We start from the raw sequence: 17,156 nt of genomic DNA, 5'->3' as shown, positions 1-17,156 counted from the left end.
GTGTTGTCTGCGGACTCTCCACAGCCCGGGTCCTCACAACCCCGGGCGGCGGTGTCCTCCGGTCCGTCCACATCGGTGGTGGGAGACTCGGTCCATCGGACAATCCGGGTGGAGAACCGCGAACTGAGCCAACATTAGAACAGATGTTCGACGCAGCGCAACGCATCCTGACAGATCAGGAAACGGCCAGGTCGGACCGGTCAGATCCGCGCGGAACTCAGCCGCGGCGCGACCCGAGCCAGCACGTAGATCGTCAGACTCGCCACCAGCGCCAGCCCGGCCAGCACCACCCACGGCAGCTCGTGCTGAACCTCGAACAGCTGCGCGAAGAACCCCGGCGCCAGCACGCTCGAGAACGCGAACGAGTACTGCCAGTACGACAGGTACTTCCCCCGCCCGATCACCGGCGAGACCGCCGCCGACAGGGCGTTGTTGGTCGCCGCATGTAGTACGTCGGCAAACGCATAGCAAGCTGTCGCCAGCACCAGCACCGGCACGACCCACCCCGCCGGGATGTGCACCTGCAGCGCCATCAGCACCGCCCACACCGCATAGGTGATCCCAGCGACCACCATGACGTTCGTACGACGACGCCGCTCGGTATGGCGCACCACCAGCGTCTGACCGGTCGCCAGTACGACAGCTGTCGCCGCAATCAGCACGCCGACCAGCCACTTCGGCACAGTCAGCGCCTCCGTGACATACACCGGTACGCCGACGCCGAGCATCATCGTGCAGAGCGCCAGCAACGTGTTCGCACCGATCAGTACCAGGAACGTCCTGTCCTTGCGGAGGAGCGGCGCCGGCCCGGTGTCCTGGTTGGTCCGCTCGTGGTGCGACGGATGCAGTCGCAGCAGGAGCAGTCCGGCGACGTAGAACGTCACTGCGTTAACCGCCATCGCGACCAGGAACGGTGCGTCGCCGCCGATGGCCAGCAGCCAGCCGGCCACCAGTGCACCGAGCGCAAGGCCGCCGGCTTGCATCATGCCGCCCAGCCCGAACCACTTGTCCCGCTCGCCCTCGTCGGCGACATCCGCGAGCAGACTGAAGATCGCCGACCAGAACACGCGCTGTCCGGTCGTCATCACCAGCGAACACAGGAACAGGACCCAGACCGACCGCCCGAAGAAGAAGCCGGTGAACGCCAGCCCCTGGCCGAACTGCGCGGCCACGACGATGTTGCGCGGCCCGACCCGGTCGATCACCACTCCCACTGCGGCCGGCGCGGCGATCGAGAACAGCGTTGCGATGGTCAGCATCAATCCGGCCGTGCCGAGCTGAATGCCGGCGACCTTGTTGAAGAACAGCAGCAGGAGCGGTCCCGCGCAGCCGCCGCCGAACGAGTCGATCGCCAGACCGGCCAGCAGCGGTACCCGACCGCGTACGTTCGGGAGGCCGAGTGACGTGGCTGCGGGCATAGCGAAGCGCTCCTATCGGTCATCTCGGCGGCTGGCGAACTCTAGCAAGCGCTCTCCAGCCGTACCATCCGATTTCAGTCTGCTGCAGGCACCCGCCGTACAGAGACGTGCCGGAGCGGACGCCAGGCCACTGCTGTCATGACCACCATCGCGACGAAAGCGATCGCGAACGGAGCAGCCAGTCCGAACCGCTGCGCGAGCAGCCCGCCGAGCGCCGAACCGATCGCAGCACCGCCGACCGAGGCCAGCAGGTACACGCTGTTGACCCTGCCCATCAGGGCATCCGGGGTGACGAGTTGACGCGTTGTAGTCGAGACGATGCCCCACACCACGGCGTGGACGCCGAAAACGGCCATGGTCGCGCCGGCGACCCATGGGTCCCTCGTGAGCGCCAGGACGAGATGGACCGTCGTTTCGATCACCAGGCCGGCGCGGAGCAAGGTCACGGAGCCGACGCGCGGCTCCAGGAAGTGGTACGTCGGCATGCCGAGCACGCCGCCGACTGCGCCGACAGAGATGAGCAGACCGAACTGTGTCTCGGTCAGACCGAGCCGCTCGCGGGCGAACAGCACCCAGGTCGCGAAGGCCGCGCAGAAGGTGATGTTCATGACCAGGATCGACAGCGCGAGCGTCCGTACGCCGGTGTGCCGCCATAGCCACCGCACTCCCTCGTGGACCTCACGCCAGATGGCTGCACGCGTGGAGTGGTCGGGCAGTGGCGGACGTACGGCGACGCGCGCGATCAGGGCCGCCGCTGCGGCGAAGGTGACCGCGTCGAAGACCAGTGGGATGCCGGCGCCCGCCGCAAACAACAGTGCGCCCAGCGGCGGCCCACCGAGCTGTTGCAGAACGGTCGCACTGGCGAACAGCCGTGCATTGGCTTTACCCAGATGCTCCTTCGGCACGGCGCTGACGAGCAATGCGCCGGACGCGTTATCTGCAAGGGTTTCCGCCGTACCGAGAAGGAACAAGGCGACGTAGATCGCCCAGAGAGGCGACGTATCGAGCAGTACGGCGATGCCGAGTGCAACCAGGACGATCGCCCGAAAGGTGTCGGCAGCAACAATCATCAGCCGACGATCGAGCCGATCGACGAGTACGCCGCTGAACAACGCGAACAGCAACCACGGCAGCTGCTGAATGAACGCAGCTGCCCCCACCGCCGCGGGCTCGCGGGTGATCGAGGCAACGAGCAACGGCCCGGCGGCAGCCATAGCACCGTCGCCGAGATTGGAGATGATCGAGGCCGGCCAGATCTTCCGAAAATCAGACCCGAGCTCACCCGGAAACGCAACAGCGCCAAGCGAACGCATAAGACTCCTGAGGGCATGACGAATCAACGGGACGCCGGCTGCTGACGTGCAGCCCGGCGGTTGGTCCAGTCAGCGCAGGTTTCAGTGCGCCGACCGGACGGTGTGTGCCATGTCCGTGAACGACCAAGACATTGCTCTCACCTCCGTCCATACCCTTGGCGGTCGATCCGCCGCTGCCCAGACCATACCGGCCACCTCCCGCCCCCGCACACCGATTCAGCTATCCTCGACCCTCGGCGGCAACCGCCGGGAGGGTTCGCATAGTGGCCGAGTGCGCTGGTCTTGAAAACCGGTATGGCGGGTGACCGTCATCGTGGGTTCGAATCCCACACCCTCCGCCTGGTGAGGATTTCTGTGGGGAGCTGTCGGATCCGGGGTGGGGCGTTCGTTGTAGGGGTGACGGGCGGCCGGTGAGGGCTGTCGCAATGAGGGAAGGCTCGGCTCCATGCGGAAACTGGTCTACGGCATGAACTTGTCCCTGGATGGCTATATCGCCGCGCCTGGTGACGACCTCGGTTGGAGTGAGCCGAATGACGAGTTGTTCGAGTTTTGGCTCGAGCGGGAGTTGGCGATCGGGGTGTTCCTGTACGGGCGTCGGCTGTGGGAGACGATGAGTTCGTACTGGCCGACTGGTGACCAGCAGCCGGGCGCCACGCCGGCGCAGATCGAGTTCGCGCGGAACTGGCGGGATACGCCGAAGGTCGTGTTCTCCTCGACGATCGACAAGGTCGACTGGAACGCTCGCTTGTTCACCGGCGACGCTGTGCCGGAGATCGCCCGGCTCAAGGCCGAGGACGGCGGGCCGATGCGGGTCGGTGGCGCCACGCTCGCGGCTGCGGCCATGCGGGCCGGGCTGGTCGACGAGTTCGAGATTGTCACCCATCCGGTGCTGCTGGGCGGCGGCGCGCCGTTCTTCACCGCATTGGACAGCTGGGTGAACCTGAACCTGGTCGAGACGCGCACGTTCCCGGGCGGCGTGACCCTGAACAGGTACGAGACGAAGCGCTGACGGCGAAAACGGCAGGCGGTTACGCCGGGGGCGATGCCAGGATGCTGGCATGGTTGAGCGGGCGTTGAGTTTTGGGTCGGTGGCCGAGGCTTACGAGCGGTTCCGGACCGGGTATCCGGTGGAGCTGCTCGAGCTGGTGATGGCGTACGCCGGGGAGCCGGTTCGGACTGCGCTCGAGATCGGGGCGGGGACGGGGAAGGCGACCCGGCTGTTCGCGCAGGGCGGGATCGCGATCACGGCGACCGAGCCGGACGCGGCCATGCTGGCGGAATTGCGGAAACGGCTGCCGGCGAACGTGACGACCGTGCAGGCGGCGTTCGAGGATCTGCCGCTGGATACGTCGTACGACCTGGTGTACTCGGCTGCCGCGCTGCATTGGACCGACCCTGAAGGTCGGTGGGAGCGGATGGCAGCGCTCGTGCGACCGGGTGGGGTGTTTGCCTCGTTCGGGGTGCCGATTCAGTTGGCTGACCCGGCGCTCAAGGAGGCGGCCTGGGCGGCGCGGGCGCCGTACCTGGAGGACGACGGGGTCCCGTCGCCTGACGGGACGCCTGAGGAGCTGCCGATGCAATGGCCGGGGACGGAGCTCGAGCAGTCCGAGTGGTTCGGCGATGTCCGGCAGGCGGTGATCGAACGACGTCTGATGATGAAGGGCGTCGACTACATCGGACAGCTGTCGACGGTCTCGGCGTACGTGCTGCTGCCGCCGGAGGACCGGGACGAGGTCTTCCGGCGGACGCTCGAGGTGCTCCCGGAGACAGTGGAGATCGACGCCCAGATCACCGCCCACCTCGCCCGCCGCCACCGCTGACCTGACGTCCACACAGGCCATAACAAGCAGCGCCTTGACGCATGCCGATATAGGCATATGATTGCGGTCATGGCACGAGCAGCGACGACCTCGGACGTGTTCAACGCGATCGCCGAGCCGCAGCGCCGGGAGATTCTGGTGCTGCTGCGGGGTGGTGAGCGGCCGGTGACCGAGTTGGCGCAGGAGCTGGGGATGACCCAGCCGGGGGCGTCGAAACACCTGCGGGTGCTTCGCGAGGTCGGGCTGGTGCGGGACCGGAAGGCAGGCAAACAGCGTCTGTACGGCCTGGACGCCCGCGGGCTGCGGCCCGTCCACGAGTGGGCCGGCGGGTTCGAGCGGTTCTGGAACGAGAGCTTCGACCGGCTGGATGCATACGTGCAGGACCTCAAGCAGGCAAGGCAGGAGGACTAGTTGATGAGCACGACAGGACAGGGAACGCCGGCGCAGTCCGCGACGGCCGACCGGGAGATCGTCATCTCCCGGGTCATCGATGCCCCGCGAGAGCTGGTGTTCGAGGCGTTCACCGAGGTCCGGCACCTGTCGCGGTGGTGGGGACCGGAGGGTTTCACCACGACCACGCGATCGTTCGAGTTCCGCGCCGGCGGGGAGTGGGACTTCCTGATGCACGGACCGGACGGGACGGACTACACCGAGTGGATCACCTGGATCGAGATCGACCCGCCGGAGCGGATCGTGCTGCTGCACGGTGAGTCCCGCGATGACCCCAACGCTTTCGACTCGGTGCTGACGTTCGAAGCCGATGGGGAGGCGACCCGGATCGAGATGCACACGGTGTTCCCCAGCAAGGAAGTGCGTGACGAGGCGGTCGAGAAGTACCACGCGATCGAGGGCGGTCAGCAGACGCTGAGCAGCCTGGCTGACTACGTCGGCGAGCTTGTACGGAACGGAGTGGAGGACTGATGGCCGGGAAGGTGTTCTTCAGTGTGTCGATGTCGCTCGACGGGTTCGTGGCGCCGGACGACGTACCCCTCGACGTGGTGTTCTCGCCCGGCGGCCAGAGCGACCCGAGGGTCCAGCGCTGGATGGCGAAGTGGTCGGAGCTGCAGGCCTGGATCTTCCCGCAGCGGTTCTTCCGGGAGAACCTGAAGCTCGGCGAGGGCGGCGAGGAAGGACTCGACAACGACATCGCCCGGGCGACGTACGAGCGCACCGGCGTGAGCGTGATGGGCAAGCGGATGTTCGACGGCGGCGCGTTGGCGTGGCCGGAGGAGGCGCCGTTCCACACCCCGGTGTACGTCGTGACGCACGAGAAGCGTGATCCCTGGGAGCGGCCGGGCGGTACGACGTTCCACTTCGTCAACGACGGCATCGAGAAGGCGCTCGACCAGGCCCGCGAGGCCGCCGGGGACCGGGACGTCCGGATCGCAGGCGGCGGTACGACGATCCTCGAGTATGTGAACGCCGGTCTGATCGACGAGTTCACGATCGCGCTCTCGCCCGTACTGTTCGGCACCGGGATCCGCCTCTTCGAGGGGGTGGACTCGGATCGCGTGGCGCTGGAGCCGGTCCGCGCGGAGCCGGGCCCGCGGGCGACACATCTGACCTACACGGTTCGACAGCGCTAGGCATGACAATCAGGCAGCTGGATCCGGCGGACCCGGTCGCGATGGGCCAGATGTACGACCTCACGGTCGCGGTCACGCGGTACGACGTACCCGACTTCCCCACGCCACGCCGGCAGGCGACCGAACATGCGCTGCTGGCGTGGGACGGCGGTCGGGTGGTCGGGGCTGCGTCGTACCAGCTGCCGCAGTCGGAGAACTTGATGTATCTGGACCTGATCGTGCACCCGCAGCACCGGCGTCGTGGGATCGGCACCGGGCTGTTGGAGGAGGTCTACAAGGTCGCCCGACAGCATCAGCGGAGTCTGATCGAGGTCGAGACGGTTCGGACGCTGCCTGGCGGGGCCGAGCGCGACGAGGCCGGGTACCGCTACCTCACCAGCCGCGGTCACCGGCCCGGCGCGACCAGCATCAGGTCTCGGTGCCAGCTCGCTGACCATGAGGCGACACTCGCCGACGGGTACTCGTTGGTGCAGTGGCGCGACGTGGCGCCCGACGAGATCGTCGACGATGTCGCCGCGCTGCAGACTCGCCTGATGCTCGACGCCCCCACCGGCGACCTGGCGGTCGAGCAGCAGGTGTACGACGCTGCGCGGGTACGCCGCCAGGAGGCGGACGAACTGCGCCGCGGATACCGCTCCTACTCGACCGCCGCCCGGCAGGACGCGTCCGGGCAGATCGTTGCCCGGACCAAGCTTTCGTTCGAGTCCGCCGACGACACCCATGCGCGGCAGCGGACCACGATCGTCGAGCCGGCCCATCGAGGCCGGCGCCTCGGGCTGGCCGTGAAGTCAGCCAATCACGCGTACACACAGGCGAACGAGCCGCAGCTGCGCTTCATCGACGCCTGGAACGCCGAGGACAACACGCACATGCGCGCCGTCAACGCAGCACTCGGCTTCCTGCCCGTGGACGGCTGGTCGGTCTTCCAACTACCGGTGCCGACCGCCCGTTGAAGCCCCGGCTCAGCGGGACTCGATGGTGTCGAGGTCTCGGGTGGCGAAGCGGAGGTGTTCCCATTCCTCTTCGATGATTACGTGGAGGCAGTGGCGGACGGTCTCGGGGTGGTCGGGGTTGTGTGGGTTCTTCCGGGGCTCGTCGAGCTCGGTCGGGGTGGTTGCGGCGATGAGGTCGCGGACCATCGCGACGCGGCCGGCGCGGGCCTCGAGGACCTCGGCGTACGGCGGGGTCGTCGCGTCGGGGGCGTCGGTGCCGAGGTACTTCAGCCCGAGCGGGTGGTACGGGTCGTCGCGCTCCAGGATCGAGCGGCCCAGCCAGGTGTCGGTGGCGTGGACGAGGTGTCGCTCCGTCTGCGCGAACGACCACTCGCCGTCCACCGAGATGTCGACGGTGCCGGCGGGCATCGCCTCGGCGCGTTCGCGGGCCGTCGCCCACGCCTGCTCGACCTGCGCCCAGGCGGCGCGCAGCGCGTCCGGATCTTCCGCGCGCCGGTTCTCCCGACCGGGGAACCGCTTGTTGAGCTCCGCGTCGATGAACGGCACGACGTCGACGCCGTTGATCGTCAGACGGGCGTCGTCCGTGCCCAGCCACGGCGCGTCGATGTCGCCGTCCTGGATGTCGATGCCGCGCATCACCGTGCCGGACAGATCGGACTCGACGAACCGAGCCCCGCTCAGGTCCGCCTCGAGGAACTCCGCGCCTTTGAGGTCGTCGGACCGACCGAACTTCGTCATGCCATCTCCCAGGTTCTCGATGTTGGGCAGAGCGTATCCGTGAGCTAGGACACAAAAGTCGTGCGCGAGACCTCCGGCCCGTGGTGGGGTCGAGGAACTGACGACGCGGCGGAGGGAACTGGTTGTGGACGTTCTGAGTGCAGCCGAACGAGTGGGCTTCTCCGAGCAGGCTCGAGCGCGGTTCCAGGGCTTGGCAGTAGGCGACGGGCTACAGGTGCCGGAGGACGCCGAGGCGTTGATCGAGTACTGCGGGGTGTCGGCACCTGACCGGGAGCAGATGCTGGCAGCGCGCCCCGACCCGGACAACGACCCGGAGTGGTGGACGATCGCATCCGCACTGGCCGGTGAGGTCGAACGGGACATGGGGCTCGCGCTGCCGTCGACCGGCTTCCGCGGCTGGCCCGCAGTACCCCAGGACGCGTCACCGGTCGGGTTGTTCGCGAACGCCTGGGCCTTGCTGGCCAATCTGCCGCGCTTGCTGGAGCTCCACGCGGAACGCGGCGTGCCGGATTCGGTGAGCAGAGCGACTGTCTCCGCGCTGGGTGGAGTCATGGCGACGCACCGGCAGGTCTTCGGTCGTGCGGGTGTCGGACTGATGCCGCTCTGGGGTCCACCGCTGCGATTCCGCGGCGCGGACTACGAGATCGGCCGCCACGACTTCACCCGCGCCCAGCTGGGCCTGGGCGATGGAGTCTCGGGACATCTGCTGATGATCCACATCCCACCGAGCGGACCACTCGACGTACAGGAGTCGGAGGCATCCGTTGCCACTGCGGTCGAGTCCTTCAAGCGCTGGTACCCGGAGGAACCCGTCCACGCGTTCGTCTGCCACTCCTGGCTGCTGGACCCCCAGCTGGCCGAGTACCTGCGGCCGGACTCCAACATCATCCGCTTCCAGCAGCGCTTCGACCTGCTGCCGCTGCTGCCACCGGAGGACCCGACCGAGGGCGACCGCGAGCTGATGCGCCTCGGTCTGCAACTGCCCGTGCCCGAGGGCGCGCTGGACCTGGCCGCCATCCCTCAGGACACCTCCCTGCAGCGTGCGTTCGTGTCGCACCTGCGTGCCGGGCGGCACTGGTACGGGCGCACGGGCATGCTGAGGGGATGGAGCTAAGGATTCCGGTTGGACAAGACGCCCTGTGGACCGAGCATCTGGCCGGGGACGGCGTACCGATCGTCTTCCTGCATCCCGGCACCGGGGACTCCCGGGTCTGGGACCCGGTGGTGGACGGGCTCAGCGGACGTCGCATCGTCCGGTACGACGTACGCGGCTACGGGCGCTCACCGCTGCCGACCGAGGAGTTCTCGCTGGTGGACGACCTGGTGGCCGTCCTGGAGCAGCTGGACCTGCAACGGGTCGTGCTGGTCGGTTGCTCGATGGGCGGCGGTACTGCGATCAGCTTTGCGCTCACGCATCCGGACCGGGTGCACGCCCTGGTGCTGCTCTGCCCGAGCGTCCGCGGCTTCCCGGTACTCGAGGAGCCGGACCTGGACGCGCAGTACGACGAGCTGATCGCCAACCGGGACGTGGACGGCCTGGTGGAGTTCGGCCTGCCGGTGTGGGCGCCAACCGTCACGGACGACGCTGTGGTCGACCAGCTTCGTGCTGCCGCCCCGGCCTGGTTCGAACAGGGCATGTACCTCAAGCCCGAGCTTCCCGTGTACGACCGGCTCAACGAGATCCACGCGCCGACCGCCGTGATGGTCGGCGACAAGGACCGCCCGATCGCCATCGCCTCAGCCGGCGCAGCCGCCGCCCGCATCCCCGGCTCCCAATTCACCTGGCTCCCCGGCGCCGATCACTACCCGAGCCTTCGCAACCCCCAACCGATAATCGATGCCATCAGCAACTACGTCGCCGGGTAGGACAGGTGCTGGTGGATCAGTTGCCAGCCGCTGTTGGTCCTGCGGAAGACCCGGGTGGCGCGGGAGGTGGTCTCGGTGTTGTCGGCGGTGATGTGGTCGACGGACCAGGCGACGGCCAGGTTGCCGGCCGACTCGATCGTGGGGTCGGGGATGGTGAAGGTGATCGGGCCCGGGCTGGAGGCCAGTCCGGCGGCGCAGACTTCGCGGACCGCTGACTTGCCGGTGTAGTTCCCGTCGATCTCGTACGAGACGACGTCGTCGGCGATCGGCTCCATCAGCGCGTCCAGGTCGCCGGTTGCCGTGTCCGCGCTCCACCGGTCAAGTACTGCGACGATCTCGGAGGCGGGCGCGTCGTCGTGTGGGAACGAGTGGTGCTCGTGCGTGACGGTCCAGCGGCCGCTGACCTTCTGCAGACCGATGGTAAGGCGCAGGCGTAGCTCTGGGTTGTCGTCGGGCATCCCACATCGCAACAGGCCAAAGGCAAACGCCACATCTGCGCCGGCCGTCACCTCCAGCGACTCCAGCGCGAACGACGCCCCGGACTTCTGCCACTCGAAGAACCCCGGCCACGTCTCGCGGTACGCCTCCAGCCCGCGCACGCCGTCGTACGGCGGTGGCACGTCGAACATCACGATGTCCAGCGCGTGGTCCGCGAGCACCGTGTCCAGGTCGCCAGTGTGTACCGCCTCGACCCAGCGCTGGATCAGTGTGCGGATCTCCTGCTCGTCAGTCATGTCTCTCCTCGGGAAGGCTGCTTTCACCCCCTACAACCCGGCCGACTCCGCAAACTCATCGCGGCAGCGACGACGGCAGTCCGAACGACGGGAAATCCGCCTCCAGATACGACACCACCTCGACGATCACAGAGCCCCGCAGTACGACGACATCGAGTCCGCCCGGCACGTACCGGTCGCCGTCGAGCAGGTACGTCCCGAACGCGAGGTGCCCGTTCGCCCTGGCCGGCAGGAACCGCCACTCGCTCTGCAGCGGTCCGTCGAGCAGGAACGTCCGGATAGCCGCATGTCCCACAAAGACGTCCGGCAGCGGCGGCATCGAGTACTTCGCGTCGTCGGCCAGCATCGCCACGATCGTGTCGACGTCACGGGCCTCCCACGCGGCCATGTACCGCCGTACCAGGTCCCGCTCGCCTGACTCACCCAGAGCGTGCAGAGCCTGCTGCTGACTCGGTACTGCGCTCACCACCGCCCGCGCTCGCTGCAGCGCACTGTTGACTGCAGCAACCGATGTCTCTAGCACCTCGGCCACCTCACGGGCACTGAACGCCAGTACGTCGCGTAGTAGCAGCACTGCACGTTGCAACGCAGACAGGTGCTGCAGCGACGCGACGAACGCGAGCTCCACGGACTCCAGCGCTAGCAGCTCGGCCTCGGGGCTCAGCGAGGTGGTCCACGAGAGACGGCTCTCCGGGTAAGGCTCGAGCTCCTCCAGGGAGCGGCGGCCGATCTGCGTGAGGCAGCGGTTGGTGGCGATCTTGTAGAGCCACGGGCGGATCGAGCCGCGGTCCTCGTACCCGGACAGACCTTTCCATGCACGCACCAGCGTCTCCTGGACCGCGTCCTCCGCGTCGGCGTCGGAGCCGAGCATGCGGTAGCAGTGAGCGTGCAGCTCACCGCGCCACGGATCGACCAGCTGTGCGAAGGCGTGCTCGTCACCGGCTCGCGCAGCATCCAGGAGTTCTTGCATTACTGGCACGCTAGCGACCGGCTGGTCCAGGCATCCAGTACCTGAGCGGCTCGGCCGGTGTCGATGGCGTGCCGGCAGCGGTCCAGCGCATCCGCCACGAGCTCGGCTAGCGGAGCTTCGTCGAGGGAGAGCGTGGCGACGGCGGCTGCGGCGTTCAGCAGTACGACGTCCCGCAGCGGGCCCGGTGCTCCGTGGACAAGAGCGTGCAGCGCCGTCGCGTTGAACGCCGGGTCACCACCTTGCAGGTCGGCCAGCGTCGACGGACGGAGCCCGAGCGACCGTGGGTCGAACACCGTCTCCGTCGCAGAGCCGCCGTGCACGATCCACAAGCGTGAATAGCCAGTAGTAGTCAGCTTGTCGAGACCGTCGTCACCACGCGCCACCAGCGCCGACTTACCCTGCTTGGCGAGCGCACCGGCCAGCACTGGCAGCATCTGCGCGTTGGCGACCCCGACCAGCTGGTGTGCAGGGTCAGCCGGGTTCAGCAACGGCGCCAGCACGTTGAAGGCAGTAGGCACAGCCAGCTCCCGCCGTACGACGGCAACCTGACGCAAAGCCGGGTTGAAGCGTGGAGCGAACAGATAGGTCAGACCGACCTCAGCCGCCACCTGTGCGGCTTCGGACGCCGAGAGATCGAGCGGAATCTCCAGGTACTCCACCAGATCACCGGAGCCACCAGCCGACGAGGAAGCAGCACGTCCACCGTGTTTGACCACGGTGACTCCGGTAGCGGCCGCGACGACTGCGGCCATGGTGGAGATATTCGCCGCACCGGTCCGGTCGCCGCCCGTACCCACGATGTCCACGAACGGCCCGCGGATCCGCACCGGCGTCGCGTGCGAGCGCAGTACCTCGGCCAGACCGGTCAGCTCGTCGGGTGTCTCGCCCTTTGCACGTAGGGCGATCAGGAACCCGGAGATCTGGGCCGGAGAGGCGTCGCCCAGCACCAGTTGGTCCATCGCCCAGCCGGTGTCCGCCGCCGACAGGTCAGAGCCGGCCAGGAGTGCGGAGATCAGGCCGGACCAGGTCCGGAGTGTTGTCGCCATCGGGTGTCCTCGAGGGTGCTGGGCCGCCCACGAGGAGACATCACAACGGCCGCCTCGCAGGAGACGGCCGGGTGGGTACGCGCGGAGTCAGGCCGTCAGTCGACGGCCCACCACATACCTGCGCGCTGGAACATGACACTGACCTTAGTCAGGCCACCAAAGCCTCCGCAACGTTCCATCCACGGATGGAGTCGACGGTGAACGTCGGCACATGCTCCGCACCGGACCGCTCCGGGAAGTCGAACACGGCCAGCATCAGCTGCAGCGGGTACGTCGGCGCGCCCTGACAGCTGCGGATCGCAGCGCCGTCCACGAAGAACGTCGCCTCACCACCGGTCCACTCGACCGCGTACGTGTGGAACTCACGCAGGTCGATCGGAAGCCGGACCGCCTCGAAGTCCTGCGGTACGGCGGGGTCGCGGATCGTCTTCAAACCCATGCCGATGTCGGCGGGAGCATCCCCGAACACCTCCATCACGCAGATCTCGCCGCACTGCTCCGGCTGCTCCTCCAGTCCGACCATCCAGAGCGACACCATCGACCGTGGACTCAGCTCGGCGCGGGCGCGGAGTTCGACGTACCCGCCGTTCGGGGTCCAGCCCCAGAACGGCTCCTGCTCCTCGCGGACGACCAGTCCCTCGCGGTACGGCTGCTGCCCGACCGCGCTGCCCACCGGGCCCGAGTAGTTGCCCGACTGGATGCCCGAGACGCGGAGGTCGGGTTTGTGATCGCCCTCGCACCACAGGCCTTGGTCGACCGGGATGCTGAGCGTCAGGCACGAGTCGCCCAGCTGGTATGTCGCTGCGGAGGCGGCGCGCGAACTCCACTGCGGTAGGTAGTGCGGTGACCAGACGGCCAGGTCGAGCGACGACGCATCGAAGTCGTCCTCGAACACCAAGTCACCACGTACCTGACTCATGACCCCATCATGATCGGATCGGGGGCGTTGTCACATCATGGTGGTCCCATTCGTCAGGGAAGTGATGCGACAGGAGAAGGCACCGGTGGACGACCACGAACAGCTGGCGCGGCAGTTCGAACAGAACCGTGCGCACCTGCGGGCGGTCGCGTACCGGATGCTCGGATCGGTGGCCGAGGCGGAGGACGCCGTACAGGAGGCTTGGCTCCGGCTGAGCCGGAGCGACGTGAGTGATGTCGGCAATCTGGCCGGCTGGCTGACCACTGTGGTCTCACGGGTGTGTCTGGATCTGCTGCGCAGCCGGAAGTCGCGGCGAGAGGACTCACTGGACACATTCGTCCCGGACCCGATCATCACCGAGCTGGGGCCCGAGGAAGAGGCTGTCCACGCGGATGCGATCGGGCTGGCGCTGCTCGTCGTGCTGGAGACGCTGTCGCCGGCGGAGCGGTTGGCGTTCGTACTGCACGACATGTTCGGGGTCGGGTTCGACGAGATCGCGACGATTGTGGACAAGTCGCCCGCTGCGACGCGTCAGCTGGCCAGTCGGGCTCGGCGGCGGGTGCAGGGTGCTCCTGCCGGCGACGGGGACATGACCCGGCAGAAGAAGGTTGTCGAGGCGTTCCTGGCGGCGTCGCGCAGCGGTGAGTTCGAGCCGTTGCTCGAGCTGCTCGACCCGGACGTCCTGCTGCGTGCAGACGCCGGTGCGGCGAGTGCCGACTTCGCCGGGCCGGCTGTGTCGAAGCTGGTGCGTGGTGCGAAGGCTGTTGTCGAGCAGGCGCTCCTGTTCAGCCGGATGGCGCCGTACAACCGGGTGGCGCTGGTCAATGGTGTGCCCGGGGTCATCACTGTGGTCAACGACCGGCTGGTGGGGGTCATGGCCGTTGTTGTGAATGACGGCAAGATCACTCAGATCGACATCCTGGCGGACCTGGAGCGGCTCGAGGTCATCCCGCTACCAGCCTGAGCACCCGCTCCGCCTGCGCTTCCGCGGTACCAGGCGGATTGCGGTGGGCACTGGGTCCGCCCGGCCCGATCAGCGTCAGCCAGAACCCGGCCCAGAGGCAGCGCGCTGCCCGGAACCGCTCCGGGTCTGGGGCGAACCGTCGTACCAGTGGGGTCCAGTCGGTCTCGCGGCCGGACAGGTGCTCGACGAGGTTGGCCAGTTTGACGGTGCGGTCGCCCAGGCCGGCGTCCTCGAAGTCGATGATGCGGATGCGGGCGCCGTCCCAGAGGTAGTTGGTGAGGTGGCTGCCGCGGACAGGAGGGTGAGGGCGGTCCACTCGCGGTCGGGCTCGTTGCGGGACCTGGAGGTGTAGTGCTTGGTCAGCGTGGAGCCTGAGACCGAGATTGTGTGGGTCATCCGGAAAGTGTGTCGATAACGGGGTCCCTTCTTCGACGTATGGGCAGGAGCTGATACGGCGAGGGAGTGGGATCGATGTCTACGCAGGCGATTGCAGCGGTTGCCAGTGACGTTGTCGCGGGGCTGTTGGGGGCTGGGTTCAACGGTGCGGTCCGGCTGCCCGGAGAGGTCGAGTACGACGAGCAGCGGCGCTCTGTGATCCCGTCAGTGGACTCACGCCCGCTGCTGGTCGCCGAGGCCTTCAGCCGGACCGACGTACAGGCAGCGGTCCGGACGGCCCGCGACTACGGCGTACCGATCGCTGTGCAGGCGACCGGGCACGGGACGCGTGTGCCGGCGGACGGCGGGATCTTGCTGAAGACGACGCCGATGACGTCAGTGCTGATCGACCCCGAGCGACGGATCGCCAAGGTCGCGCCGGGCGCTCGCTGGGGCGCCGTACTGGACGCGGCGAGGCAGTTCGGGCTGGCGCCCTTGTCCGGCTCGCACCGCGACGTCGGCGTCACCGGGTACACGCTCGGCGGCGGAGTGGGCTGGCTGGCCCGCAAGTACGGGTTCGCGGCCGACAGCGTGATCCGCGCCGAGGTCGTCACCGCCGACGGACGTACGGTCACCGCGAGCGCCGAACACCACGCAGACCTGTTCTGGGCGATCCGCGGCGGCACCGGCAACTTCGGCATCGTCACGTCGCTCGAGTTCCGCCTCTACCCGGTCCGCCAGGTGCACGCCGGCATCGTGTACTACGGCATCGACCGCGCCGCCGCGATCCTGCGCACGTACCGCGACTGGACCGCCACGATCCCCAACGAGCTGAGCACCGCGGTCGTCCTGACCCGCATCCCCGGCACCGAGCAGCGCGCCGTCGCGATCAAGGTCATGTACGCCGGTGCCGCCGACGTCGCCGAACACCTGCTCAAGCCGCTCTTCGCCACCGCCGGCCAGCGCCTCGCCGGCGAACTGCAGACGATCGAGTACGCCGATGCCGCGATGGGCGGCACACCCGCGCGACACCTGGACTTCCTGGACACCCTGACGGACGAGGTGATCGACATCGTCACCGAGCTCGAGGACGCCACCGTCGAGGTCCGGCACTGGGGTGGCGCGATGGCCAACCCAGGCCCGGCGCGGGACCGGTCGGTCACCGGCAGGCGTCGTATTCGCTGATCGTCGACCGCGAGGTCGCCGGTCTGCCCAGCTCCGGCCGCACGTTCGTGAACTTCCTCGGCGACCCGGGCCGCGCGGACACGGCGTACGACGCCAAGGATCTGCACCGGCTGCGCGAGGTCAAGCGTGCCTACGACCCGACGAACTTCTTCCACCTGAACGCGAACATCCGGCCGTAGAAAAGCGATCCGGTCCCCAGGAGGGTCAAGGGACCGGATCGCTCAGGGCGCCTCAGATATTCAGACCGTGCCGGAGTTCCCGTACACGGACACGTGCACGTGGTCCATGTGGTTCGCGGTCGCGCCACCGCGGTCCTCCATCGCGCGCCAGCCTTCGCTGCTGCGCTGGACCGTCCAGATGTGCTGCTCCCAGATCAGCTGGCTGACGCCGAGCTTCTTGTAGTTCGCCTTCAGCCAGTCCGCGATCTCCTGGCCTTCCGACGAGCTGTTGATCATGATGTCCACCGCACGGCCGCTCGAGTGCTCCGAACCGCTGTCGCCGGACCGGAGCCCGCCGTACGAGGTGATGTCCGGGAACATCGCACAGATCGCCCGGTGCACCCGGATCGCGTCCTGGGTCAGGCCTTCCTCCATGGCGGAGCCGGACTTGCAGGCCGCCTGGGAGATCCCGCCGGCGACGGTTGCGGCCGGCTTGGTCGCGGACAGGTACTGCGCCTTGACCCAGCGGGACTTGCCGTCGCTGACGACCTCGGCCCAGATGCCGTCGGTCTTGCCGGTGACCGAGACCTTGGTGCCCTTCGGCAGCACGTCCAGCAGGGTGCCGGTCAGCGGGAGCGACCAGAGGTTCACGTCGGTGGTGGTGTACTTCGTGCCGCTGATCTTCGGCGGTGCGGCGTTGGCCTCGGCGGCCGCGCGGGTCTTGACCGACGTCGGCGTCGGGATCGGCGCCTGCTTCTTCAGATGCTTCGCGGTCGGCGACGCCTTCGGCTTGGGAGCCGCGCTGGGCGTCGTCGACGTGGCGCTGATCGGCGGACGCAGGGCGTCCCGGCTGATCGTGGTGTCGCGCGACAGTTGCAGGGACGAGCTGGCGATCGACGGGTCGAACTTCACGTGCTGGGCGGGGAGTGCGGCTGCCGAGCCGGTGGCCACCAGGGCCACTGCCGCGCCGGGGATCACAACCTTCGCGAGACCTGGCTGGATCACCTTCTTGCGCTGTTGCCGGTGCCGCGCCTGTCTATGCCGTCCTTCTGACACTGTGCCGAACCCAATCTGCCGAGACCAAAACGTTATCGACCCGGGGAGTCAAGCA

The 17,156-nt window shown here is 67.9% G+C and carries 20 protein-coding genes and 1 tRNA gene; 12 read left to right on the top strand and 9 right to left on the bottom strand.

What is annotated here, in order from left to right:
* Positions 1-200: 200 nt before the first annotated feature.
* Together FDA38_RS20425 and FDA38_RS20420 are read right to left on the bottom strand one after the other, a co-directional pair.
* On the bottom strand, positions 201-1,418 hold the full coding sequence (locus FDA38_RS20425; RefSeq protein WP_137255704.1) for an MFS transporter: 1,218 nt from the start codon (positions 1,416-1,418) through the stop codon (positions 201-203).
* Between the two features lie 74 nt (positions 1,419-1,492).
* Positions 1,493-2,731, bottom strand: a complete 1,239-nt coding sequence (locus FDA38_RS20420; protein ID WP_137255703.1) for an MFS transporter — start codon at positions 2,729-2,731, stop codon at positions 1,493-1,495.
* 249 nt (positions 2,732-2,980) lie between these two features.
* On the opposite strand from FDA38_RS20420, the gene FDA38_RS20415 reads away from it, so the two are divergent.
* The 7 genes from FDA38_RS20415 to FDA38_RS20385 all read left to right on the top strand — a co-directional run bounded on the left by FDA38_RS20415 (position 2,981) and on the right by FDA38_RS20385 (position 7,090).
* Positions 2,981-3,069, top strand: a tRNA-Ser gene (locus FDA38_RS20415).
* A gap of 107 nt (positions 3,070-3,176) precedes the next feature.
* Positions 3,177-3,740, top strand: coding sequence for a dihydrofolate reductase family protein (locus FDA38_RS20410; protein WP_137255702.1), 564 nt, complete (start codon positions 3,177-3,179; stop codon positions 3,738-3,740).
* A gap of 49 nt (positions 3,741-3,789) precedes the next feature.
* Positions 3,790-4,551 carry a class I SAM-dependent methyltransferase gene (locus FDA38_RS20405; protein ID WP_137255701.1) on the top strand — a complete coding sequence of 254 codons (762 nt, stop codon included), beginning with the start codon at positions 3,790-3,792 and terminating at the stop codon, positions 4,549-4,551.
* Positions 4,552-4,620: 69 nt separating this feature from the next.
* Entirely contained in the window at positions 4,621-4,962 is a 342-nt protein-coding gene (locus tag FDA38_RS20400) for an ArsR/SmtB family transcription factor (protein ID WP_137255700.1), read from the top strand.
* Between the two features lie 3 nt (positions 4,963-4,965).
* Positions 4,966-5,472 (top strand): SRPBCC family protein, encoded by a 507-nt coding sequence (locus FDA38_RS20395; protein WP_137255699.1) that lies wholly within the window; start codon positions 4,966-4,968, stop codon positions 5,470-5,472.
* On the top strand, positions 5,472-6,137 hold the full coding sequence (locus tag FDA38_RS20390; protein WP_137255698.1) for a dihydrofolate reductase family protein: 666 nt from the start codon (positions 5,472-5,474) through the stop codon (positions 6,135-6,137). The genes FDA38_RS20395 and FDA38_RS20390 overlap by 1 nt, the downstream gene beginning before the upstream one ends.
* 2 nt (positions 6,138-6,139) lie before the next feature.
* The gene (locus tag FDA38_RS20385; RefSeq protein ID WP_137255697.1) at positions 6,140-7,090 is read left to right on the top strand and encodes a GNAT family N-acetyltransferase; all 951 of its coding nucleotides are present in this window, start codon (positions 6,140-6,142) and stop codon (positions 7,088-7,090) included.
* A 9-nt stretch (positions 7,091-7,099) separates the two neighbouring features.
* Here FDA38_RS20385 and FDA38_RS20380 read toward each other — a convergent pair whose 3' ends face one another.
* On the bottom strand, positions 7,100-7,828 hold the full coding sequence (locus FDA38_RS20380; RefSeq protein ID WP_137255696.1) for a DinB family protein: 729 nt from the start codon (positions 7,826-7,828) through the stop codon (positions 7,100-7,102).
* Between the two features lie 124 nt (positions 7,829-7,952).
* Here FDA38_RS20380 and FDA38_RS20375 point away from each other — a divergent pair, with 124 nt between their 5' ends.
* Together FDA38_RS20375 and FDA38_RS20370 are read left to right on the top strand one after the other, a co-directional pair.
* On the top strand, positions 7,953-8,942 hold the full coding sequence (locus tag FDA38_RS20375) for an acyltransferase domain-containing protein (protein WP_137255695.1): 990 nt from the start codon (positions 7,953-7,955) through the stop codon (positions 8,940-8,942).
* On the top strand, positions 8,933-9,694 hold the full coding sequence (locus tag FDA38_RS20370; RefSeq protein WP_137255694.1) for an alpha/beta fold hydrolase: 762 nt from the start codon (positions 8,933-8,935) through the stop codon (positions 9,692-9,694). The genes FDA38_RS20375 and FDA38_RS20370 overlap by 10 nt, the downstream gene beginning before the upstream one ends.
* On the opposite strand, the gene FDA38_RS20365 is transcribed toward FDA38_RS20370, so the two are convergent.
* From FDA38_RS20365 to FDA38_RS20350, 4 genes are all read right to left on the bottom strand, one after another.
* Positions 9,679-10,428, bottom strand: a complete 750-nt coding sequence (locus FDA38_RS20365) for a YybH family protein (RefSeq protein ID WP_137255693.1) — start codon at positions 10,426-10,428, stop codon at positions 9,679-9,681. The genes FDA38_RS20370 and FDA38_RS20365 overlap by 16 nt on opposite strands.
* 55 nt (positions 10,429-10,483) lie before the next feature.
* Positions 10,484-11,398 carry a sigma-70 family RNA polymerase sigma factor gene (locus FDA38_RS20360; protein WP_137255692.1) on the bottom strand — a complete coding sequence of 305 codons (915 nt, stop codon included), beginning with the start codon at positions 11,396-11,398 and terminating at the stop codon, positions 10,484-10,486.
* The gene (trpD, locus tag FDA38_RS20355) at positions 11,398-12,444 is read right to left on the bottom strand and encodes an anthranilate phosphoribosyltransferase (protein WP_137255691.1); all 1,047 of its coding nucleotides are present in this window, start codon (positions 12,442-12,444) and stop codon (positions 11,398-11,400) included. Before trpD ends, FDA38_RS20360 begins: the two co-directional genes overlap by 1 nt.
* A 148-nt stretch (positions 12,445-12,592) precedes the next feature.
* A complete protein-coding gene (locus FDA38_RS20350) occupies positions 12,593-13,363 on the bottom strand; it encodes a glycoside hydrolase family 16 protein (RefSeq protein ID WP_137255690.1) in 771 nt (256 codons plus the stop codon).
* A gap of 85 nt (positions 13,364-13,448) precedes the next feature.
* On the opposite strand from FDA38_RS20350, the gene sigJ reads away from it, so the two are divergent.
* Positions 13,449-14,327, top strand: a complete 879-nt coding sequence (gene sigJ / locus FDA38_RS20345; RefSeq protein ID WP_137255689.1) for an RNA polymerase sigma factor SigJ — start codon at positions 13,449-13,451, stop codon at positions 14,325-14,327.
* On the opposite strand, the gene FDA38_RS20340 is transcribed toward sigJ, so the two are convergent.
* A complete protein-coding gene (locus FDA38_RS20340; protein WP_137255688.1) occupies positions 14,308-14,643 on the bottom strand; it encodes a phosphotransferase in 336 nt (111 codons plus the stop codon). The two genes, sigJ and FDA38_RS20340, sit on opposite strands and share 20 nt — an antisense overlap.
* A 155-nt stretch (positions 14,644-14,798) precedes the next feature.
* Between FDA38_RS20340 and FDA38_RS20335 the strand changes: the two genes are divergently transcribed.
* Complete coding sequence (locus FDA38_RS20335; protein WP_233714818.1) at positions 14,799-15,887, top strand: FAD-binding oxidoreductase; 1,089 nt, start codon at positions 14,799-14,801, stop codon at positions 15,885-15,887.
* 47 nt (positions 15,888-15,934) lie between these two features.
* Entirely contained in the window at positions 15,935-16,066 is a 132-nt protein-coding gene (locus FDA38_RS43130; RefSeq protein WP_233714817.1) for a BBE domain-containing protein, read from the top strand.
* Between the two features lie 60 nt (positions 16,067-16,126).
* Here FDA38_RS43130 and FDA38_RS20330 read toward each other — a convergent pair whose 3' ends face one another.
* Positions 16,127-17,050, bottom strand: coding sequence for an SH3 domain-containing protein (locus FDA38_RS20330; protein ID WP_137255687.1), 924 nt, complete (start codon positions 17,048-17,050; stop codon positions 16,127-16,129).
* Between the last annotated feature and the right edge of the window lie 106 nt (positions 17,051-17,156).

Source organism: Kribbella jiaozuonensis, from assembly GCF_005233875.1.
In the GTDB taxonomy this organism is placed as follows: Bacteria; Actinomycetota; Actinomycetes; order Propionibacteriales; family Kribbellaceae; genus Kribbella; species Kribbella jiaozuonensis.
Note: the sequence above shows the minus strand (reverse complement) of the source record. Positions and strands in the feature narration are given on the sequence as shown.